Source organism: Sinorhizobium sp. B11 (assembly GCA_039725955.1).
Taxonomy (GTDB): Bacteria; Pseudomonadota; Alphaproteobacteria; order Rhizobiales; family Rhizobiaceae; genus Rhizobium.
Genome location: CP091033.1, coordinates 1,408,495 through 1,425,444 on the forward strand (window position 1 = coordinate 1,408,495; position 16,950 = coordinate 1,425,444).

The 16,950-nt window shown below is 60.5% G+C and carries 15 protein-coding genes and 1 pseudogene; 4 read left to right on the plus strand and 12 right to left on the minus strand.

Going from position 1 to position 16,950, the window contains the following annotated elements:
- The first annotated feature begins 1 nt into the window (after window position 1).
- Window positions 2–1,157, plus strand: a pseudogene (cydB, locus tag LVY75_06290) (cytochrome d ubiquinol oxidase subunit II).
- Window positions 1,158–1,169: 12 nt separating this feature from the next.
- Window positions 1,170–1,292 carry a cytochrome bd-I oxidase subunit CydX gene (gene cydX / locus LVY75_06295; protein ID XAZ19758.1) on the plus strand — a complete coding sequence of 41 codons (123 nt, stop codon included), beginning with the start codon at window positions 1,170–1,172 and terminating at the stop codon, window positions 1,290–1,292.
- A 57-nt stretch (window positions 1,293–1,349) separates the two neighbouring features.
- Here cydX and LVY75_06300 read toward each other — a convergent pair whose 3' ends face one another.
- The 3 genes from LVY75_06300 to LVY75_06310 are packed head-to-tail and all read right to left on the minus strand — an operon-like array spanning window position 1,350 to window position 3,889.
- On the minus strand, window positions 1,350–1,760 hold the full coding sequence (locus LVY75_06300; GenBank protein ID XAZ19759.1) for a VOC family protein: 411 nt from the start codon (window positions 1,758–1,760) through the stop codon (window positions 1,350–1,352).
- Window positions 1,761–1,770: 10 nt separating this feature from the next.
- Window positions 1,771–2,868, minus strand: a complete 1,098-nt coding sequence (locus tag LVY75_06305; GenBank protein XAZ19760.1) for a Gfo/Idh/MocA family oxidoreductase — start codon at window positions 2,866–2,868, stop codon at window positions 1,771–1,773.
- A gap of 10 nt (window positions 2,869–2,878) precedes the next feature.
- Window positions 2,879–3,889, minus strand: coding sequence for a Gfo/Idh/MocA family oxidoreductase (locus LVY75_06310; protein ID XAZ19761.1), 1,011 nt, complete (start codon window positions 3,887–3,889; stop codon window positions 2,879–2,881).
- Between the two features lie 355 nt (window positions 3,890–4,244).
- Between LVY75_06310 and LVY75_06315 the strand changes: the two genes are divergently transcribed.
- Window positions 4,245–5,405 (plus strand): fumarylacetoacetate hydrolase family protein, encoded by a 1,161-nt coding sequence (locus LVY75_06315; GenBank protein XAZ19762.1) that lies wholly within the window; start codon window positions 4,245–4,247, stop codon window positions 5,403–5,405.
- Window position 5,406: 1 nt separating this feature from the next.
- Here LVY75_06315 and scpA read toward each other — a convergent pair whose 3' ends face one another.
- The 4 genes from scpA to tauA form a co-directional block, all read right to left on the minus strand.
- The gene (gene scpA / locus LVY75_06320; protein XAZ19763.1) at window positions 5,407–7,542 is read right to left on the minus strand and encodes a methylmalonyl-CoA mutase; all 2,136 of its coding nucleotides are present in this window, start codon (window positions 7,540–7,542) and stop codon (window positions 5,407–5,409) included.
- 99 nt (window positions 7,543–7,641) lie between these two features.
- Complete coding sequence (locus tag LVY75_06325) at window positions 7,642–8,472, minus strand: ABC transporter permease subunit (GenBank protein ID XAZ19764.1); 831 nt, start codon at window positions 8,470–8,472, stop codon at window positions 7,642–7,644.
- Window positions 8,469–9,263: an ABC transporter ATP-binding protein gene (locus LVY75_06330; protein XAZ19765.1), complete on the minus strand. Its 795-nt coding sequence runs from the start codon at window positions 9,261–9,263 to the stop codon at window positions 8,469–8,471. The genes LVY75_06325 and LVY75_06330 overlap by 4 nt, the downstream gene beginning before the upstream one ends.
- A gap of 60 nt (window positions 9,264–9,323) precedes the next feature.
- Window positions 9,324–10,328, minus strand: coding sequence for a taurine ABC transporter substrate-binding protein (gene tauA / locus LVY75_06335; protein ID XAZ19766.1), 1,005 nt, complete (start codon window positions 10,326–10,328; stop codon window positions 9,324–9,326).
- A gap of 206 nt (window positions 10,329–10,534) precedes the next feature.
- Between tauA and LVY75_06340 the strand changes: the two genes are divergently transcribed.
- Window positions 10,535–11,890, plus strand: a complete 1,356-nt coding sequence (locus LVY75_06340; GenBank protein ID XAZ19767.1) for an LLM class flavin-dependent oxidoreductase — start codon at window positions 10,535–10,537, stop codon at window positions 11,888–11,890.
- A 97-nt stretch (window positions 11,891–11,987) separates the two neighbouring features.
- Here the strand turns inward: LVY75_06340 and LVY75_06345 are convergent, their stop codons facing one another.
- The 5 genes from LVY75_06345 to LVY75_06365 form a co-directional block, all read right to left on the minus strand.
- The gene (locus LVY75_06345; protein XAZ19768.1) at window positions 11,988–12,641 is read right to left on the minus strand and encodes an ABC transporter permease; all 654 of its coding nucleotides are present in this window, start codon (window positions 12,639–12,641) and stop codon (window positions 11,988–11,990) included.
- Window positions 12,622–13,704, minus strand: a complete 1,083-nt coding sequence (locus LVY75_06350) for a methionine ABC transporter ATP-binding protein (GenBank protein XAZ19769.1) — start codon at window positions 13,702–13,704, stop codon at window positions 12,622–12,624. Before LVY75_06350 ends, LVY75_06345 begins: the two co-directional genes overlap by 20 nt.
- Window positions 13,705–13,788: 84 nt before the next feature.
- Entirely contained in the window at window positions 13,789–14,625 is an 837-nt protein-coding gene (locus LVY75_06355) for a MetQ/NlpA family lipoprotein (protein XAZ19770.1), read from the minus strand.
- Between the two features lie 241 nt (window positions 14,626–14,866).
- Window positions 14,867–15,427: an FMN reductase gene (msuE, locus tag LVY75_06360; GenBank protein ID XAZ19771.1), complete on the minus strand. Its 561-nt coding sequence runs from the start codon at window positions 15,425–15,427 to the stop codon at window positions 14,867–14,869.
- A 205-nt stretch (window positions 15,428–15,632) separates the two neighbouring features.
- Entirely contained in the window at window positions 15,633–16,835 is a 1,203-nt protein-coding gene (locus LVY75_06365) for an MFS transporter (protein ID XAZ19772.1), read from the minus strand.
- Window positions 16,836–16,950 lie beyond the last annotated feature (115 nt).

A 16,950-nucleotide genomic window follows, 5' to 3' on the forward strand; every position in this document is an offset into this window, starting at 1 on the left:
CATGATCCTGTACGAACTCATCGACTATCAAACCTTGCGCCTCATCTGGTGGGTCCTGCTCGGCGTGCTCCTGATCACCTTTGCCGCGACCGACGGCTTCGACCTCGGCGTCGGCACACTGCTGCCCTTCGTCGCAAAGACCGATGCGGAACGCCGTATCGCCATCAATACGATCGGCGCCACCTGGGAAGGCAACCAGGTCTGGTTGATCCTCGCCGGCGGCGCCATCTTCGCCGCCTGGCCGCCGCTCTACGCGGTTTCCTTCTCGGGCTTTTACCTGGCGATGTTTGCGATCCTCTTTGCGCTCATCCTGCGCCCTGTCGGATTCAAGTACCGTTCCAAGCGGGACAGCGCCAACTGGCGCAATGGCTGGGACTGGGCGCTCTTCATCGGCGGCTTCGTACCGTCGCTGATCTTCGGCGTTGCCGTCGGCAATGTGCTGCAGGGCGTGCCCTTCCGCTTCGCGGATGACATGCGCATCTTCTATGAAGGCTCGTTCTTCGCGCTTCTGAACCCCTATGCCCTTCTCTGCGGCCTGCTCTCCGTCGCCATGCTCATCATGCACGGAAGCGCATGGCTGGTGCTCAAGGCAACGGGGCCGGTCGCCGATCGCGCCCGCCGCTTCGGCAGCATCGCAGCGCTTGTGGTCATCGTGCTCTTTGCGCTTGGCGGCCTGTGGCTTTGGGCCGGCGTCAGCGGCTATCGCATCACCAGCGATATCAGCCCGATCGGCCCGTCAAACCCGCTTTTGAAAACGGTTGTCGCAGGAAGGCGGGGCCTGGCTTGCCAACTACGGCACTTATCCCTGGATGATCGTTGCTCCGATCCTCGGCTTCCTCGGTGCTGCGGCTGCCTTCATCGCGATGCAGGCCCGGCGCGAGGTCGTGACTCTGCTCTTCAGCAAGCTCTCGATCCTGGGCATCATCTCGACGGTGGGGCTGTCGATGTTCCCATTCATCCTGCCCTCCTCGCTCGATCCGAAGTCGAGCCTGACGGTCTGGGATGCATCGTCGAGCCACCAGACGCTTTTCATCATGCTGGTGGTCACGGTCATCTTCCTGCCGATCATCATTGCCTACACCGCCTGGGTCTACAAGGTTCTGTGGGGCAAGGTCGACGAGAAGAGCGCCACAGACAAGAACAGCCACGCCTATTGAGGAGACGAAACGATGTGGTATTTCGCATGGATACTCGGTCTGCCGCTGGCAGCCGCCTTCGCCGTCCTCAACGCCATGTGGTACGAGCTCACGGATGACGAAGCCAAGAAGAAGACTTCGGGCGAACGCCGATAAATTCGAAGGGCGCGGTTCACCGCGCCCTTTATCTTTCGACCGGGCGCGTGGCAGCCGTCAGCCAAGCCGATTCTGTGAGCGCTCCGCAAGCTCGACGATGATACCGTCGGGATCGCGAACAAAGGCGATCTTGTTCAGCATCTCGGAATGGACGGCGAAGCGCGGACGTTCCTTGATTTCGACGCCCGCCGCTTCCAGCCGCGCGAAGGTCTCTTCGACATTCTCGAAATGGAAGGTGATGTGCTTGACGCCAGCCGTCCCCTCCGGGAGATCGACCGCCCTCGCAGCACCGCCGGGTGGTCCGAAAACCTCCAGCATGCCGCCGCCGGCATCGAGAAAGGCGACCTGCATGCCGTCAGGCATCTGCTTGCGCAGATGCAGCTTCAACCCCAGCAGTCCGCAATAGAATTCGATGGCACGATCCATATTGCCGACCGTCATGCCGATATGCTCGAATGATTTCAGCACCGTCTTTTCCTCAGACGCTGGCGGCTGGGCGCCGCTCTTCTTCCGGCAGCCAGGAACCGTATAGGGGATGGTCGGCCGTAATCGGCATCGGCGTCGGCCGTCCGGTGCGCTGCGAATAATAGGCGGCCGTTACCAGCTCAAGCGAATTGCGGGCATCCTGCAGGGTAACCGGCGGATCGCGGTCATCCATGATTGCCTGATGGAAAAGCTGGAATTGGCGCGTATACCCGTCCTCCCCGGCTTCGTAGCCGGCAAGTGCCGCATCGATGCGCGCCTGATGCTGTTCGCTTCCGGCGATGAAGGTCCAGGGATCGCGGCCCATCGTATAGGGTTCCAGAATGCTTTCTGCGACGAGATCGCTGAAGCAGAAGCGCAGCCTGGAGATTTCCTTGCGAGAGCCGAGGGTCATGGAAAGCGTCGCAAGGGAGCCGTTCTGCATCTTCACCGACAGTGACGCGGTATCCTCGACCTCGATCGGATTGACGAGCGTCGCACCATAGGAAAACACCTCGGCACAGGGGCCGTGGACATAATTCAGCATGTCATGAGCATGGATGGCATGACCGAGCAGGCCGCCGCCGAGTTCCGTCGCCCACTTGCCACGCCAAGGCACCGCATAATAATCCGGGCCGCGCCACCAATGCGTTTCGATCGTGGTGAGGAAGGGCTTGCCGGCCAGGCCGCGCTCGATCAGCAATTTCAGCTTCTGCAGGCCGCTGCCATAGCGATACTGGAAGATCGGCATCAGCTTGCGCCCGTTCGAACTCGCAAGGATCTTTGCCATCTCATCGACTTCGGCAATCGAACCGAACAGCGGCTTTTCGCAGATCACATGCTTGCCGCTCTCGATCGCCTTCTTGCACAGTTCGAAATGCGAGCTCGGCGGCGTGGCGATATCGATGATATCGAGATCGTCGCGCGTGAAGAGCGAATTCGTATCCTGCGTATATTCGGGGATCTTGTGCTCCTCGCAGAGCGGCTGGCCGCGATCGGCATCGAGAGAGCAGAGAACGGGAATCTCGAAGAGATCGCTGTTCCAGGCGAAACCTGCCAGGTGCCGCTCAGCGATGCCTGCACCGATGACGCCGACGCGCAGTTTCCGTGTCATGGTGTCTTCCTCAGCGATTACCGATACGGGCGGCTTTCGACTGCGCTTCAAGCGACAGACGGCAAACCTCGTAAACGTGGTTATGCGTCATCGCCGTTTCGCTGCGGTCACGCACGTTGGCGACAAAGGCGTCGAAATAATCAAGCTTCTCGCCGCTGCAATCGATATGCGTCATCTCCTTGCCATTGACGAGGAAGAGATGATCCTTGCCGGGACGGCCGGCGATATCGATATATTTGCGCAGCTCGATATAACCCTCGGTGCCGAGGATGGTCAGTCGACCGTCTCCCCAGGTGGGCAGCGCTTCCGGCGTGAACCAGTCGACGCGGATATAACCGCTTGCCTTGTCGGAACGCAGCAGCACTTCGCCGAAATCCTGGAAGGCCGGTTTTTCCGGCATGCCGAAATTACCAACAGAGCTTGCGACCACCTCACCCGTCGACGAGCCTGTGTAGAACAGGAACTGGTCGACCTGATGCGAGGCGATATCGACGATGATGCCGCCGAAGGCTTCCGGATCGAAGAACCAGTCCGGCCGTGTCGGCAGTTGCAGCCGGTGCGGCCCCATGCCCAGCGTCTGGATGACCTTGCCGATCGCCCCTTCCTTCACCAGCTTGCCGGCCTTGACGGCAGAGCGCACACAATGGCGCTCGGAAAAGCAGATGGAGAAGATCTTGCCGGTCTCGGCAACGGTAAGTTTGACCTCTTCCAGCTGGGCGAAGGTCGTCACGCCGGGCTTGTCAGTCATGACATCCTTGCCGGCTTTCATCGCGCGGATGGCAAGGCCGGCGCGGTCACGCGGGATCGCGGCAATGCAGATAATGTCGATGGAGGGGTCAGCAAAGATCTTCTCACGGTCGATCTGCGGCGCGTCCGGATAGGTTTTCTCGAACATTTCGCGGATCGCCGGCACTGATGTCTGCGGGCAATAGCCGACGAATTCGGCGCCGGCGGCCAACAATCCCTTCACATGATCGAAAGTGTGCCCATGATCGATTCCGACGACGGCAAATCTTAGCATCGCAATATAATCCTCCCGGGAATTATCCGGGTCGGCTTGCGCCGACCCTCCTTCGTGTTGCAAACCAGACAGCGAAAGCAAAGGCCTGTCAAGGCGGGATTGATGGCAAAACTCTTTTGCCTCTTTTGTAAATATATGAAATAGAAAGATTATTTTGTATCTAAATAGTTATAAGTTAAGATGAAATGCCTCTTGACCGCGCCATCGTGCGGCACTCCTACGAACCGCTCCAGCCCTTTGAGGCTTGCTCTTGGCCGATGAATATGCTCGATTTTGGTGGCCGTCGGGTAGGAGGACGGCAGCTATCCCATTCTGCAGGAGCGCTCCCCGCTCCGCCATGTGACGGAAGATCACCATGTCCCAATCCCCCCTCGACGCTGCCGCTTCGGGCGGTCTCTTTGTCGGCCGTGCCTGGAACCCCGATGTTGCCGGGCCGAGCATCGTAACGCTGCGCGATGGCAGCCTCGTCGATATCACCTCCGCTGAAGCGCCGACGCTGAGCGCTCTCCTGGAGCGAGCCGATGCGGCAGACTTCGTCCGTACCGCCAGCGGCAAGGCGCTTGGCACCCTCGAGGCGATTGCCGCCAACAGCACTGGCAAACCAGATACGAGCAAAGCCTATCTGCTGGCACCGGCCGACCTCCAGGCGATCAAGGCCTGCGGCGTGACCTTCGCCCAGTCGATGATCGAACGCGTTATCGAGGAGAAAGCCGCCGGTAATCCGGATCGCGCAGCGTCCATTCGCGAGCGCGTCAGCACGCTGATCGGCGGCAGCCTGACCAACATCAAGGCCGGCTCGCCGGAAGCCGCCGAGGTCAAGAAGGCGCTGATCGAGGAAGGCATCTGGTCGCAATATCTCGAAGTCGGCATCGGCCCGGATGCGGAGGTCTTCACCAAGTCGCCGGTGCTTTCATCGGTCGGCTGGGGTTCGGATGTCGGCCTCCACCCGATCTCGACCTGGAACAATCCGGAGCCGGAAATCGTGCTGGCTGTCAACAGCCGTGGCGAGATCAAGGGCGCCACGCTCGGCAATGACGTGAACCTGCGCGATGTCGAGGGCCGCTCGGCGCTGCTGCTCGGCAAGGCGAAGGACAACAACGCCTCCTGCTCGATCGGCCCCTTCATCCGCCTCTTCGATCAGAGCTACAGCCTCGACGACGTCCGCAAGGCCGAACTCGATCTCAAGGTCACCGGCCAGGACGGTTTCGTGCTGCACGGCAAGAGTTCCATGTCGCAGATCAGCCGCGACCCGACCGATCTCGTCAAACAGACTGTCGGCGCCCACCACCAGTATCCCGATGGCTTCATGCTCTTCCTCGGCACGCTCTTTGCGCCGACGCAGGACCGCGACGCGAAGAACCAGGGCTTTACCCACAAGGTCGGCGATGTCGTGGAAATCTCGTCCGCCGGCCTCGGCGCACTGGTCAATACCGTCCGGCTGTCGACGGAATGCCCGCCCTGGACCTTCGGCATCTCGGCGCTGATGAGCAATCTCGCAAAACGCGGACTGCTCTGAGCTACTGGTTTCGCCTGATCCCCTGCAGGAGGTCGAGAACGGAATTCGCGGCCTCCAGCACATTGGTACCCGGGCCGAACACGGCGGCGACGCCGTGTTCGTGCAGGAATTCATAATCCTGCCGCGGGATGACGCCGCCGCAGACGACGATGATGTCACCGCCACCCTGTTCCTTAAGCCGGTCGATCAACTGCGGCAGCAGCGTCCGGTGACCGGCCGCCAGCGACGAAACGCCGATGACATTGACCTTCTCACCGAGCGCCATGCCGGCCGCCTCCTCCGGCGTCTGGAATAGCGGGCCGGCGAGCACGTCGAAACCGACATCGCCGAAAGCCGAGGCGATGACCTTGGCGCCGCGGTCATGTCCATCCTGGCCGAGCTTGGCGACCATGATCTTCGGCTTGCGGCCCATCGCCTCGGTTACCTCGGCCATGCGGGCTTTCAGAACATCCAGTTCCGGTTCGTCGCGATAGGCGGTTCCATAGACGCCGCGGATGACCTTGGGTGTGGCGAAATGATCGCCGAAGACCTCACGCATCGCATCCGAGATTTCACCAACGGTCGCTCGCGCACGCGCCGCTTCGACAGCGGCTGCGAGCAGATTGCCGTTGCCGCTGCGGGCAATGTCCGAAAGCGCGGCTAGCGCCTCCTTCACCTTCATGCCGTCGCGGCGACGCTTGGTTTCCTCGATCCGGCGGATCTGCGCTGCGCGCACCGCGCTGTTGTCGATTTCGAGAATGTCGATCGGCTGCTCGGTCTCGAGCCGGTACTTGTTGACGCCGACGATGACCTCGTCGCCCTTGTCGACCGCGGCCTGGCGACGGGCGGCAGCCTCCTCGATGAGCCGCTTCGGCAAGCCTTCATTGACGGCCTTCGTCATGCCACCAAGCGTCTCGACTTCTTCGATCAGCGTCCAGGCCTTGTCGGCAAGTTCCTTCGTCAGGCTCTCGACGTAATAGGAGCCGGCAAGCGGGTCGACCACCTTGGTAACGCCGGTCTCGTGCTGCAGAATGAGCTGGGTGTTGCGGGCGATACGGGCCGAAAATTCCGTCGGCAGGGCGATCGCCTCGTCGAAGGAATTGGTGTGCAGCGACTGCGTGCCGCCGAGCACGGCCGACATCGCCTCGAAAGCCGTGCGGATGATGTTGTTGTAGGGATCCTGCTCCTGCAGCGACACACCCGAGGTCTGGCAATGAGTTCGCAGCATCAGCGAAGACGCTTTCTTCGGCTCGAACTCCTCCATGATGCGGGTCCAGAGCAGGCGGGCGGCGCGAAGCTTTGCGGCTTCCATGAAGAAATTCATGCCGATCGCGAAGAAGAAGGAGAGCCGCCCGGCGAAATCATCGACATTCAGGCCCTTGGCGATAGCCGCACGCACATATTCGCGCCCGTCGGCAAGTGTGAAGGCCAACTCCTGCACCAGCGTCGCGCCCGCCTCCTGCATGTGATAGCCGGAGATCGAGATCGAATTGAATTTCGGCATCTCCTTTGCCGTATATTCGATGATATCGGCAACGATGCGCATCGAGGGTTCCGGCGGGTAGATGTAAGTGTTGCGGACCATGAACTCCTTGAGGATATCGTTCTGGATAGTGCCTGAAAGCTCCGCCTTCGAGACGCCCTGCTCCTCGCCGGCGACAATGAAATTCGCCAGAATTGGGATGACGGCGCCGTTCATGGTCATGGAGACAGACATGTCCTGCAACGGAATGCCGTCGAAGAGGATCTTCATGTCCTCGACGCTGTCGATGGCTACCCCCGCCTTGCCGACATCGCCGACGACCCGTGGGTGATCGCTGTCATAGCCGCGATGGGTAGCGAGGTCGAAGGCCACGGAGAGGCCCTTCTGACCCGCGGCGAGATTGCGGCGATAGAAGGCGTTGGATTCCTCGGCGGTCGAGAAGCCGGCATATTGTCGGATCGTCCAGGGCCGGCCGGCATACATGGTGGCGCGCGGACCGCGGGTGAAGGGCGCAAATCCCGGCAGGCTGTCCACGCCAGTGCTGTCGATATCGGCTGCCGTGTAAAGCGGTTTGACGTCTATGCCTTCGGGTGTTTGCCAGGTCAGCGTCTCCGGTGCTGCGCGCAGCTCCTTCTCCGCCAGCGCCTCCCAGTCCGACAGCGTCGTCTTCGTCATATCATCCTCCGGCATTATCTGGCACCACGCTACCATCATGCGGTCGCGCGGCGCGATACAGCCTTAGGATAATTTGATCGGCAAGGCGATGATAGACGTTCAGCGATGAGCAGCCCAGGGCACGAGGACCCGTTCGATCAGCCGCGCCAGTATCTCTAGCAGGAAGGCGATGGCGGCGATCACGATGATTCCACCGATGACGATATCGGTCACCAGGAACTGCGCCGCGGACTGGATCATGAAACCAAGGCCCTGACTTGCCGCCACCAGCTCGGCAGCGACCAGCGTCGACCAGCCGGCGCCGAGCGCGATGCGTGTGCCTGTCAAAATCGACGGAATGGCGCCTGGAAGAATGACATACAGCAGCACCTGCAGCCGGCTTGCGCCAAACGAGCGGGCGGCGTTGACGAAATCAGCCGGAGCGGATTTGACGCCTGATGCCGTCGACAAGATGATTGGGGGCAGCATGGCGAGCGAGATGACCGTAACCTTCGACGCCTCGCCGATGCCGACCCAGATGATGATCAGCGGCAGATACGCAAGCGGTGGCAGAGGGCGCAGGAATTCGACGATCGGATCGAGGATGCCCTTGCCGATGCGGCTGGTGGCGATGGCAAGACCAGCGGGCACACCGATGAGGAGCGAGACGGCGAGCGCTGCGAAGATGCGCAGCAGACTTGCCAACGTATGCTCGGCGAGCGTGGAATCGACGAAGCCGTTGACCGCGACATTGGCAAGCGATTGCGCCACGACAAACGGCGACGGCAGGAAGACCGGTGAGATGGCGCCATAGGCGGAAGCAAGGCTCCAGCCGGCAATGATAACGGCAATGGTTGCGAGCGAGATCGGTAGGGTACCGCGGCGTTTCGGCCGCGCCTCTACCGGGTGATCCGAGACTGCCGTCGTGAGTGCTTCTGCCTCGACGCTCATGCGGCAATCTCCTCTTCATCGGCGTGGATGAGCGCGGTCAGCTCGTCATTCAAGTGCTTGAATTCCGTCAGCGCCTTGATATCCTTTATACTTTTTCCTTCGAGCACCGCCTTGCCGAACTCCGTCTTGATATCGGCAACGATGCGACCCGGGTTGGGAGCAAGCACGATGACGCGCGTGGCAAGCAGCAAGGCCTCGTCGATGCTGTGGGTAATCAGCAACGCGCCGGTCTTGCTCTCGGCCCAGACGTCGAGCAGGAATTTTTGCATGCGGCTGCGCGTCAAAGCATCGAGCGCGCCGAGCGGCTCATCGAGCAACAGGAAGCGCGGCCCGGAGGCAAGCGCGCGGGCAATGCCGACGCGCTGACGCATGCCACCGGAGAGTTCCCAGATATTCTTCTTGCCCGCGCCATCGAGGCCGACCTTCACCAGCAGGTCTTCCGCGCGGCGCTGCCTCTCGCCTTTCGGGATGCCCTGAAGCTTCAGCGGAAAGGCGACGTTGCCGGCGGCCGTCAGCCATGGATAGAGCGCGTCGTCCTGAAAGACGACAGCTCGGTCTACATCAGGCCCGTCGATCTCTTTGCCGTCGACCAGCACGCGTCCCTCGCTCGGCTCGGTAAAACCGGCAGCAATATTGAGAAGGCTCGTCTTGCCGGAACCCGAACGGCCGATGACCACCACGAACTCGTCGGAGGCGATATGCAGGTTGACGCCATCCAGCACACGTCTTTTCCGGCGAGTGCCTGCCTCGGCATAATCGAGCGACAGGGACTGTAGTGAAAGTATGCTCATGGGCATCACCTGTTCGAGGAAAATCGGCGCGGCGAAGCCGCGCCGGGACCCTTGGGAGGATCAGAGACCGGCCTTGGCGGCTTCCTTGACCCAGCGGTCGGAAACATAGGGGCTGTAGTCCTTCAGAACGCCGGGGATCTTGCCCTGCTCCAGAAGGAAGGCCGAGGTTTCAGCAACGGCCTTCGTCGTACCGCCACCGAGGAGATCGGCGCTGGCCTGCTCCTTCAGGCTCGGGAAGGTATAGCCCTTGAGAAGAGCCGGCACTTCATCGGTCTTGGCGCCGGTGAGTTTGGCAATCTTTTCGGCTTCCGGTGATTTCGCATTCCAGCTATCCGGATTGGCGAGATAGGAGGCGTAAGCCGCGCCCGTGACCTTGACGAAGCCGGTGACGACTTCCGGATGGGCGTCGGCAAATTTCCTGCTGACGATCCAGGCATCGAAGGTCGGGCCGCCCCACTTGGCGACATCTGCAGAGGTGGCGAGCACGCTGCCGCTCTTCTTCAATTGCGCCAGGACCGGATCCCAGACATAGGCGCCGTCGATGTCACCGCGCTCCCAGGCAGCAGCGATTTCCGGCGGACGCAGATTGAGGATCTGCACCGACTTCGGATCGACCTTCCAGTGCTTCAGCGCCGTCAGCAGGCTGTAATGCGCTGTCGAAACGAAGGGCGTGGCGATCTTCTTGCCCTTCAAGTCTTCTGGCTTGGTGATGTTCTTGACCGCAAGCGCTTCAGCGTCGCTGATGAGGCCGACGACATAGATCGTCTCGATGGGCAGTTCGCGGCTGGCGGCCGCGGCAAGCGGCGACGAGCCGACATAACCGATATCGATAGAACCGGAAGCGATGGCAGCGATGACGTCGGCGCCGCCATCGAATTTCTGCCAGTTGATCTTGGCCTTGGTCTCCTTTTCATAGGTGCCATCGGCCTGCGGCACGCGCGACGGCTCGACGATCGGCTGGTAGCCGATATTGAGCGTGACGTCGGCAGCGTGAGCTGCATAGGTGGTCAAGGTGAGGACAGCGGCAGCGGCCGTGCCCAGCAGGTTGCGTCGGTTGATTTTCATATCCCTCTCCAGCAATGTTAAAAATCATTCCGCCTCGGGAATGTCGATAGATCATTGTAAAATTCATAGATTTTATAGAGATAGAATATTTCAGGAATCAGCGATGAGGGACAATTTGCTTCTAATTTGAAGGGAAGAAGCGGTGGTTTCCCGACCCGCTCGACAATTCCTGCCACGTGGCCGACGAAATCTCAGGACAATATTCGATGAAGAAAATGCAGATCTACGCCTTCGACATGAACTGCGTCGGGCACATAAACCACGGCATGTGGACGCATCCACGCGATCGCTCGGTCAATTACACCGATCTTGACTACTGGGTCGATTTTGCGCGCACGGCCGAACGCGGTAGGCTGGACGGCATTTTTCTGGCCGACATCGTCGGTATCTATGATGTCTACAAGAACAGCCCAGCCCCGGTCATCGAGACGGGTGCGCAGATCCCGGTCAACGATCCGCTGATGCCGATTTCGGCCATGGCTTATGTCACGAAGCATCTAGGTTTCGGCGTCACCGTCAATACGACCTATGAATCGCCCTTCCTGCTGGCGCGGCGCATGTCGACGCTCGATCACCTGACCAAGGGCCGCATCGGCTGGAACATCGTGACGGGCTATCTCGACAGTGCTGCCCGCAGCATGGGTTTCGAGAAACTGCCGGAGCATGATGCGCGCTACGACGCCGCCGAAGAATATCTCGAAATCCTCTACAAGCTCTGGGAAGGCAGCTGGGACGATGATGCAGTGCTACGTGACCGCAAGCGCGGCATCTTCGCCGATGCCTCAAAGGTGCGTGCGGTTAGCCACCAGGGCCAGTATTACAAGATGGAGGGCATTCATCTCGCGGAACCGTCGCCGCAGCGCACGCCCCTGCTCTTCCAGGCCGGCGCATCGGCCCGCGGACAGGATTTCGCCGCCCGCCATGCCGAATGCGTCTTCATTGCCGGACCGACGCCGCAGTCGGCGCGTCCGACTGTCGATGCGCTTCGCGCCAAGACGCTGGCGAACGGCCGCGGTGCAGACGCGATCAAGATCCTGAGCCTGATCACCGTCGTCGTCGGCAGGACCGAAAACGAGGCACAGGAGAAGCTTGAGGACTATCGCCGGCACGCAAGCATCGAGGCGTCGCTCGCCCATTATTCCGCCTCTGTCGGCGTTGATTTTTCGAAATACGAGCTCGATGACGTAATTGACCAGAGTTCGACCAACGCCAATCAGTCGGCACTGGCGGCAATCACCAAGCAGGCGGCAAAACCTGTCACCAAGCGGCAGATCATCGACCAAATGGTGCTCGGCAGCCGCATGAAGCCGATCGTCGGCTCGCCGGAGCAGGTCGCCGACACGCTTCAGCGCTGGATCGAGGAAGGTGGCATCGACGGCTTCAATCTGGCGCGCACCGTGACACCTGAGAGCCTCAACGATTTCGTCGATCTCGTTGTTCCCGTGCTGCAGGAGCGCGGCCTGTTCAAGGCCGATTACGCGGAAGGGCCGCTGCGCCAGAAATTGTTCGGCGGCAATGGCCGGCTATCGGCCAGCCATCCCGCCGCGCAGTTCAGAAGGTAGAGTCTTTTCGTTTTCTTCGAAATACGAAAATGCTCTACCTCGTCGTGTTCACGCAATCTCGTGCGCAAGAGCGCTGCAAACTTGCGCTGGAATTGCTCTAGCGATGATCGAGGCGGGCGACCAGCCGGTCGCCCAGCCACTGGATGCCGCAGACGAGAACGATGAGCACGACGACGACCGCGATCATCACATTGGTCTCGAAACGCTGGTAGCCATAGCGGATGGCGAGGTCGCCGAGACCGCCGGCACCGATGGCTCCGGCCATCGCCGATGCGCCGATCAGCGTTACGAGTGTGACAGTGAAACCGGCAACGATTCCCGGCAGGGCTTCCGGTACCAGAACCTCGCGAATGATCGTCCAGCGGTTGCCACCCATGGCACGCACGGCGTCGATCAACCCACGATCGACCTCGCGCAGCGAGACCTCTGCAATACGGGCATAGTAGGGCGTGGCCGCAATGGCGAGCGGAACGATGGCCGCCCAGGTGCCGATCGCCGTGCCGACGATCAGGCGGGTCAGTGGGATCAGCGCCACCAGGAGGATGATGAAAGGCACGGAGCGGAAGCCGTTGATGACACCGCCGAGAACGCGGTTGACCCAGGCATTTTCCGCAATGCCGCCTCGGTTCGTCAGCACCAGCGCCAGTCCGAGCGGCAGTCCGGCAATGAGCGAGATCACGCCGGATGCCGCCGTCATCAACACCGTCTCCCAGAGGGAGCGCAAAAGCAGATTAATCATGATCGGTGACATAACCAAGCACCTCCACCCGGGCGGACCGGGCCTTCAGAAATTGTTCGACCTTTCCGGCAAGCGCAGGATCGCGCGCCGGGACAGCAATGAAGAACCGTGCCACGGGCTGGTTCTGGATGTGATCGATGCCGCCATGGACGAGGCGGAAGGAATGCGGCAATACCGCCGAAAGGTCGGCAAAGAGAGCGCCCTGGGCTTCCGGACCGGAGAGATCGACACTGACGATCGCTTCCGTGCCACCTGACTGCGACAGGCGAGCGGCAATATGTTCGGGTAGTTGCGGGCGGATGCCACCGAGCAGGCTCTTGGTGATCGCCGTCTGCGGATTGCCGAAGATCGACCAGACCTGTCCCTCTTCCACGATCCTGCCAGCGTCGATGACGGCGACGCGATCGGCAATGCCACGCACCACCTCCATCTCATGGGTGATCAACAGGATAGTAAGTCCGAGCTTACGATTGATATCTTTCAGCAGGACAAGGATCGAGCGCGTCGTTTCCGGATCGAGTGCTGAGGTCGCCTCGTCGGAAAGTAGCAGGGCCGGGCGTGCCGCAAGTGCGCGGGCGATACCGACACGCTGCTTCTGGCCGCCTGAAAGGGAAGACGGATAAGCCTTGGCCTTGTCGGAAAGGCCGACGAGATCCAGAAGCTCATGCGCCCGCTTCAGTCGCTCGGCCTTGCCGATACCTTCGATCTTCAATGGCAGCGCGACGTTCTCTTCGACTGTCTTGGCCGAAAGCAGATTGAAGTGCTGAAAAATCATGCCGATGCGGCGGCGCAACGGCTGCAGGTCCTTCTCGGCAAGGCCTGTAATGTTACGGCCCTCGATGACGATCTCGCCGCTATCAGCGCGCTCAAGACCGTTCAGGCAGCGGATCAGCGTCGACTTTCCGGCGCCGCTGCGTCCGATAATGCCGAGAACCTCGCCCTTCTTCACACTCAACGAGATGCCGTCAAGCGCCGGTGTAGCACCGAATTTACGCCTGACATCCGTCAGCCGGACGACCTCTTCGGCGTCAGCGGGGCGCGTCTCGATCCCTGAAGCGGAGACAATTGAATTCATGCTCATTCCTTCACAAAAGCCGAAGGCGGCCCCGGCAAAGGCCCGGGCCGCCTCGGTCATTGGCGCCCTCGGAAGGGCGGCTGATCAGTAGGCGCTGAGGCCCGTACCCTTATAGACCTTGTCGAACTCGGCCTTCACGGTATCGTTCTGATAGGAAGATACCAGGGTCTTCACCCAATCGGCATCCTTGTTTTCTTCCTTCACGGCAATGAAGTTGCGGTAGGGATTGTCGGCGATCGGCTCCTGCGCGACGCGCTCTGCCGGCGAAAGGCCGCTCTTCAACGCCCAATCGGTATTGACGACGCCGGCGTCGAGGTCATCGATCGAACGGCCGACAATGCCGGCATCCAGTTCCTTGATCTCGATATTCTTCGGATTTTCAGCGACGTCGGCGATCGTCGCAAGAATGCCCGTGCCGTCCTTCAGCTTGATAAGGCCTTCACTCTGCAGAACGCGCAGCGCACGACCTTCGTTGGACGGATCGTTCGGCACGCCGATCACGGCGCCTTCCGGCAGCTCGGCGACGGACTTGTGCTTCTTGCTGTAGAGGCCGATCGGCCACACGCCGGTATAGCCGACACGGACGATGTGGTAGCCGTTCTGCTTGATCTGATTGTCGAGGTAGGGCTGGTGCTGGAAGGCGTTCGCGTCGATTTCGCCGCGCTCCAGCGCTTCGTTCGGCTGGGTATAATCGTTGAAGGTGATCGTCTCGATCTTGAGGCCCTTCTTGGCGGCTTCGGTGGTCACGACACGCCAGACATCCTCGTCCTCGCCGCTCATGATGCCGACCTTGATCGACTTGTCTTCCGCAAAGGAAGGAGCCGGCGCAGCAAAGGCGATGAGCGCAACCGCAGATGCGGCAACAGTGAGTGCCGCGCGGCGCGAAATCGAAATGGTGCCGATATTCTTGTTCTTGGTCATTTTTTATCCCGTCTGACTGAATGAGGCCGAGCCCCGAGCAGGCGGATAATTGCAAATACGGTCATTACGAGCGAAGCAAGAACGTCCGATGTCTTGTTAATGCCAGAAAAACTCTTGCCCCCTTGTCGATGCCGGCAGGATAAAATTCTATCAAATTTATGGATTAATGTCAGCGTAAAAATAGCCGTCAAACGAAAACGGCGCCCAATGGGCGCCGCGAAAGTCAGTCTTGGGATAAGATTCATTCCGCCGCGATCAGCGCGGAACTTCTGGCCGGAAAGAAAGCGGAAAGCTCGCCGATGACCTCCCCGATACGCTTGGAAAGCTGTTCGGAGGAGACGCGATAGTCAGTGAAATCGCGATCTGAGGCGTAGACGGCCGTCGGCAAGGTATGGGCCATGAAGAAGCCGAAGAGCGGGCGAAGCTGATGTTCGACCATGAGCGCGTGGCGATCGCCGCCGCCCGTCGCCGTGATGACAATCGGCTTTGCGCGCAATTCATGCGGATCGATGAGATCGACCAGGTGCTTGAAAAGGCCCGGATAGCTGCCCTTATAGGTCGGCGCGCCGATGACGATAGCATCCGCAGAAACGATATCGGCGATGACTTCCTTGGCGCGATTGTCGAGATCGTCACGGCGCAACGCCTGCCCAAGCGAGGGGCCAACATCCGTCAGGTCGTAAATCGTATTGCGGAAGCCATATTTTTCCGCGGCGAGGCCGGCGATATTCTCGACCAGCGCAAAGGTCTTCGAGGGACGATTGAAGCTGCCGGCAAGACCGACCAGTTTGGGTGCTGACATATCATTTCCTTCCGCTATCGCGCCGTCGATGGCTCCATCACAAGACAGATATTATCCATCAAAATAGTAGATTAAAGAAATGACGATCCGTCTTCGCTGAAGGCCGGGGAAAAAATGTTCGTTTCAACGCGACGCCGCGCCGTGCGCCTGCCGGGATACCAAGAGGCACCGAAAGCATTTCGGTGCCTCTTTCCGAGTGCGAAACTTAAACCGCTCGATGTTTTGGGATGCGCGGCAGGAAGATGGTGAACAGGCCGAGGAGCGGCAGGTAGGAGCAGATACGATATACGAAGGCGATGCCGTGCGAGTCGGCAAAACCGCCGAGCAAGGCCGCACCGAGACCGCCCGCACCGAAGGCGAAGCCGAAGAAAACGCCGGCGATCAGCCCGACGCGACCTGGCACCAGTTCCTGCGCGAAGACGACGATGGCAGAAAAGGCAGAGGCGAAGATCAGGCCGATGACAACGCTGAGCACGCCCGTCCAGAAGAGGTTCGCATAGGGCAGCAGCAGCGCGAAGGGGATCACGCCGAGGATCGAGAACCAGATGACGAAACGGGCACCAAAACGATCTCCGATCGGGCCACCGAGGAAGGTGCCGGTCGCAACGGAACCCAAGAACAGGAAGAGCATGAGCTGCGCCTGCTGCACATCGAGTTGGAAACGATCGATGACATAGAAGGTGAAGTAGCTCGAGACGCTTGCCATGTAGACGTTCTTCGTCGCCGTCAGCAGCACGAGGATTAGCAGCGCCGTGACGACCTTGCTCTGAGGCAGCGGCAGCGTGCGGCTCGGGGCCGCCTTGCTGGCGTTCTGACGACGGTGGCTCACGTACCAGCTGCCGACCCAGCTCAGGACCACAATGCCAACCATGGCGATGCCGGAAAGCCAGGACACGCTGTGCTGACCGTTCGGCAACACGATGAAGGCGGCCAGCAGCGGACCGATCGCCTGGCCAGCATTGCCGCCGACCTGAAAGAAGGACTGGGCAAAGCCGTGGCGGCCGCCGGAAGCAAGACGCGCGACGCGCGAGGATTCCGGATGGAAGACGGCCGAGCCGAAGCCAATCAGGCTGGCGGCGAACAGGAGCAACTCAAAGCTGCCGGCATTGCCGAGCAGGATCAGACCGCAGAATGTGCTCGCCATGCCGATCGGCAGCGAATAGGGCATCGGCCAACGGTCGGTGACGATGCCGACGAGCGGCTGGAGCAGCGAGGCCGTGACCTGGAAGGTCATCGTCAGAAGGCCGATCTGCACGAAATCGAGGTTGTAGTTCGCCTTGAAGAGCGGATAGAGCGAGGCAAGCAGCGACTGCATGATGTCGTTGAGCATGTGGCAGAAGCTGACTGCCACCAGAATGGACATTGCGGTCTTTTCAAAGCGGGGGGCGCTCTCGGCAACGGATGCCATGGATCTTCCTCCTGAGCGGCCGGAATCATATCGGGCCGTCGTCGGTTTTCGTGCGGGCTGTTTATGAGGCGATCGGGGCTTGGGAAGTGAATTGTCAGCGGCGGTCGCTGAAAAA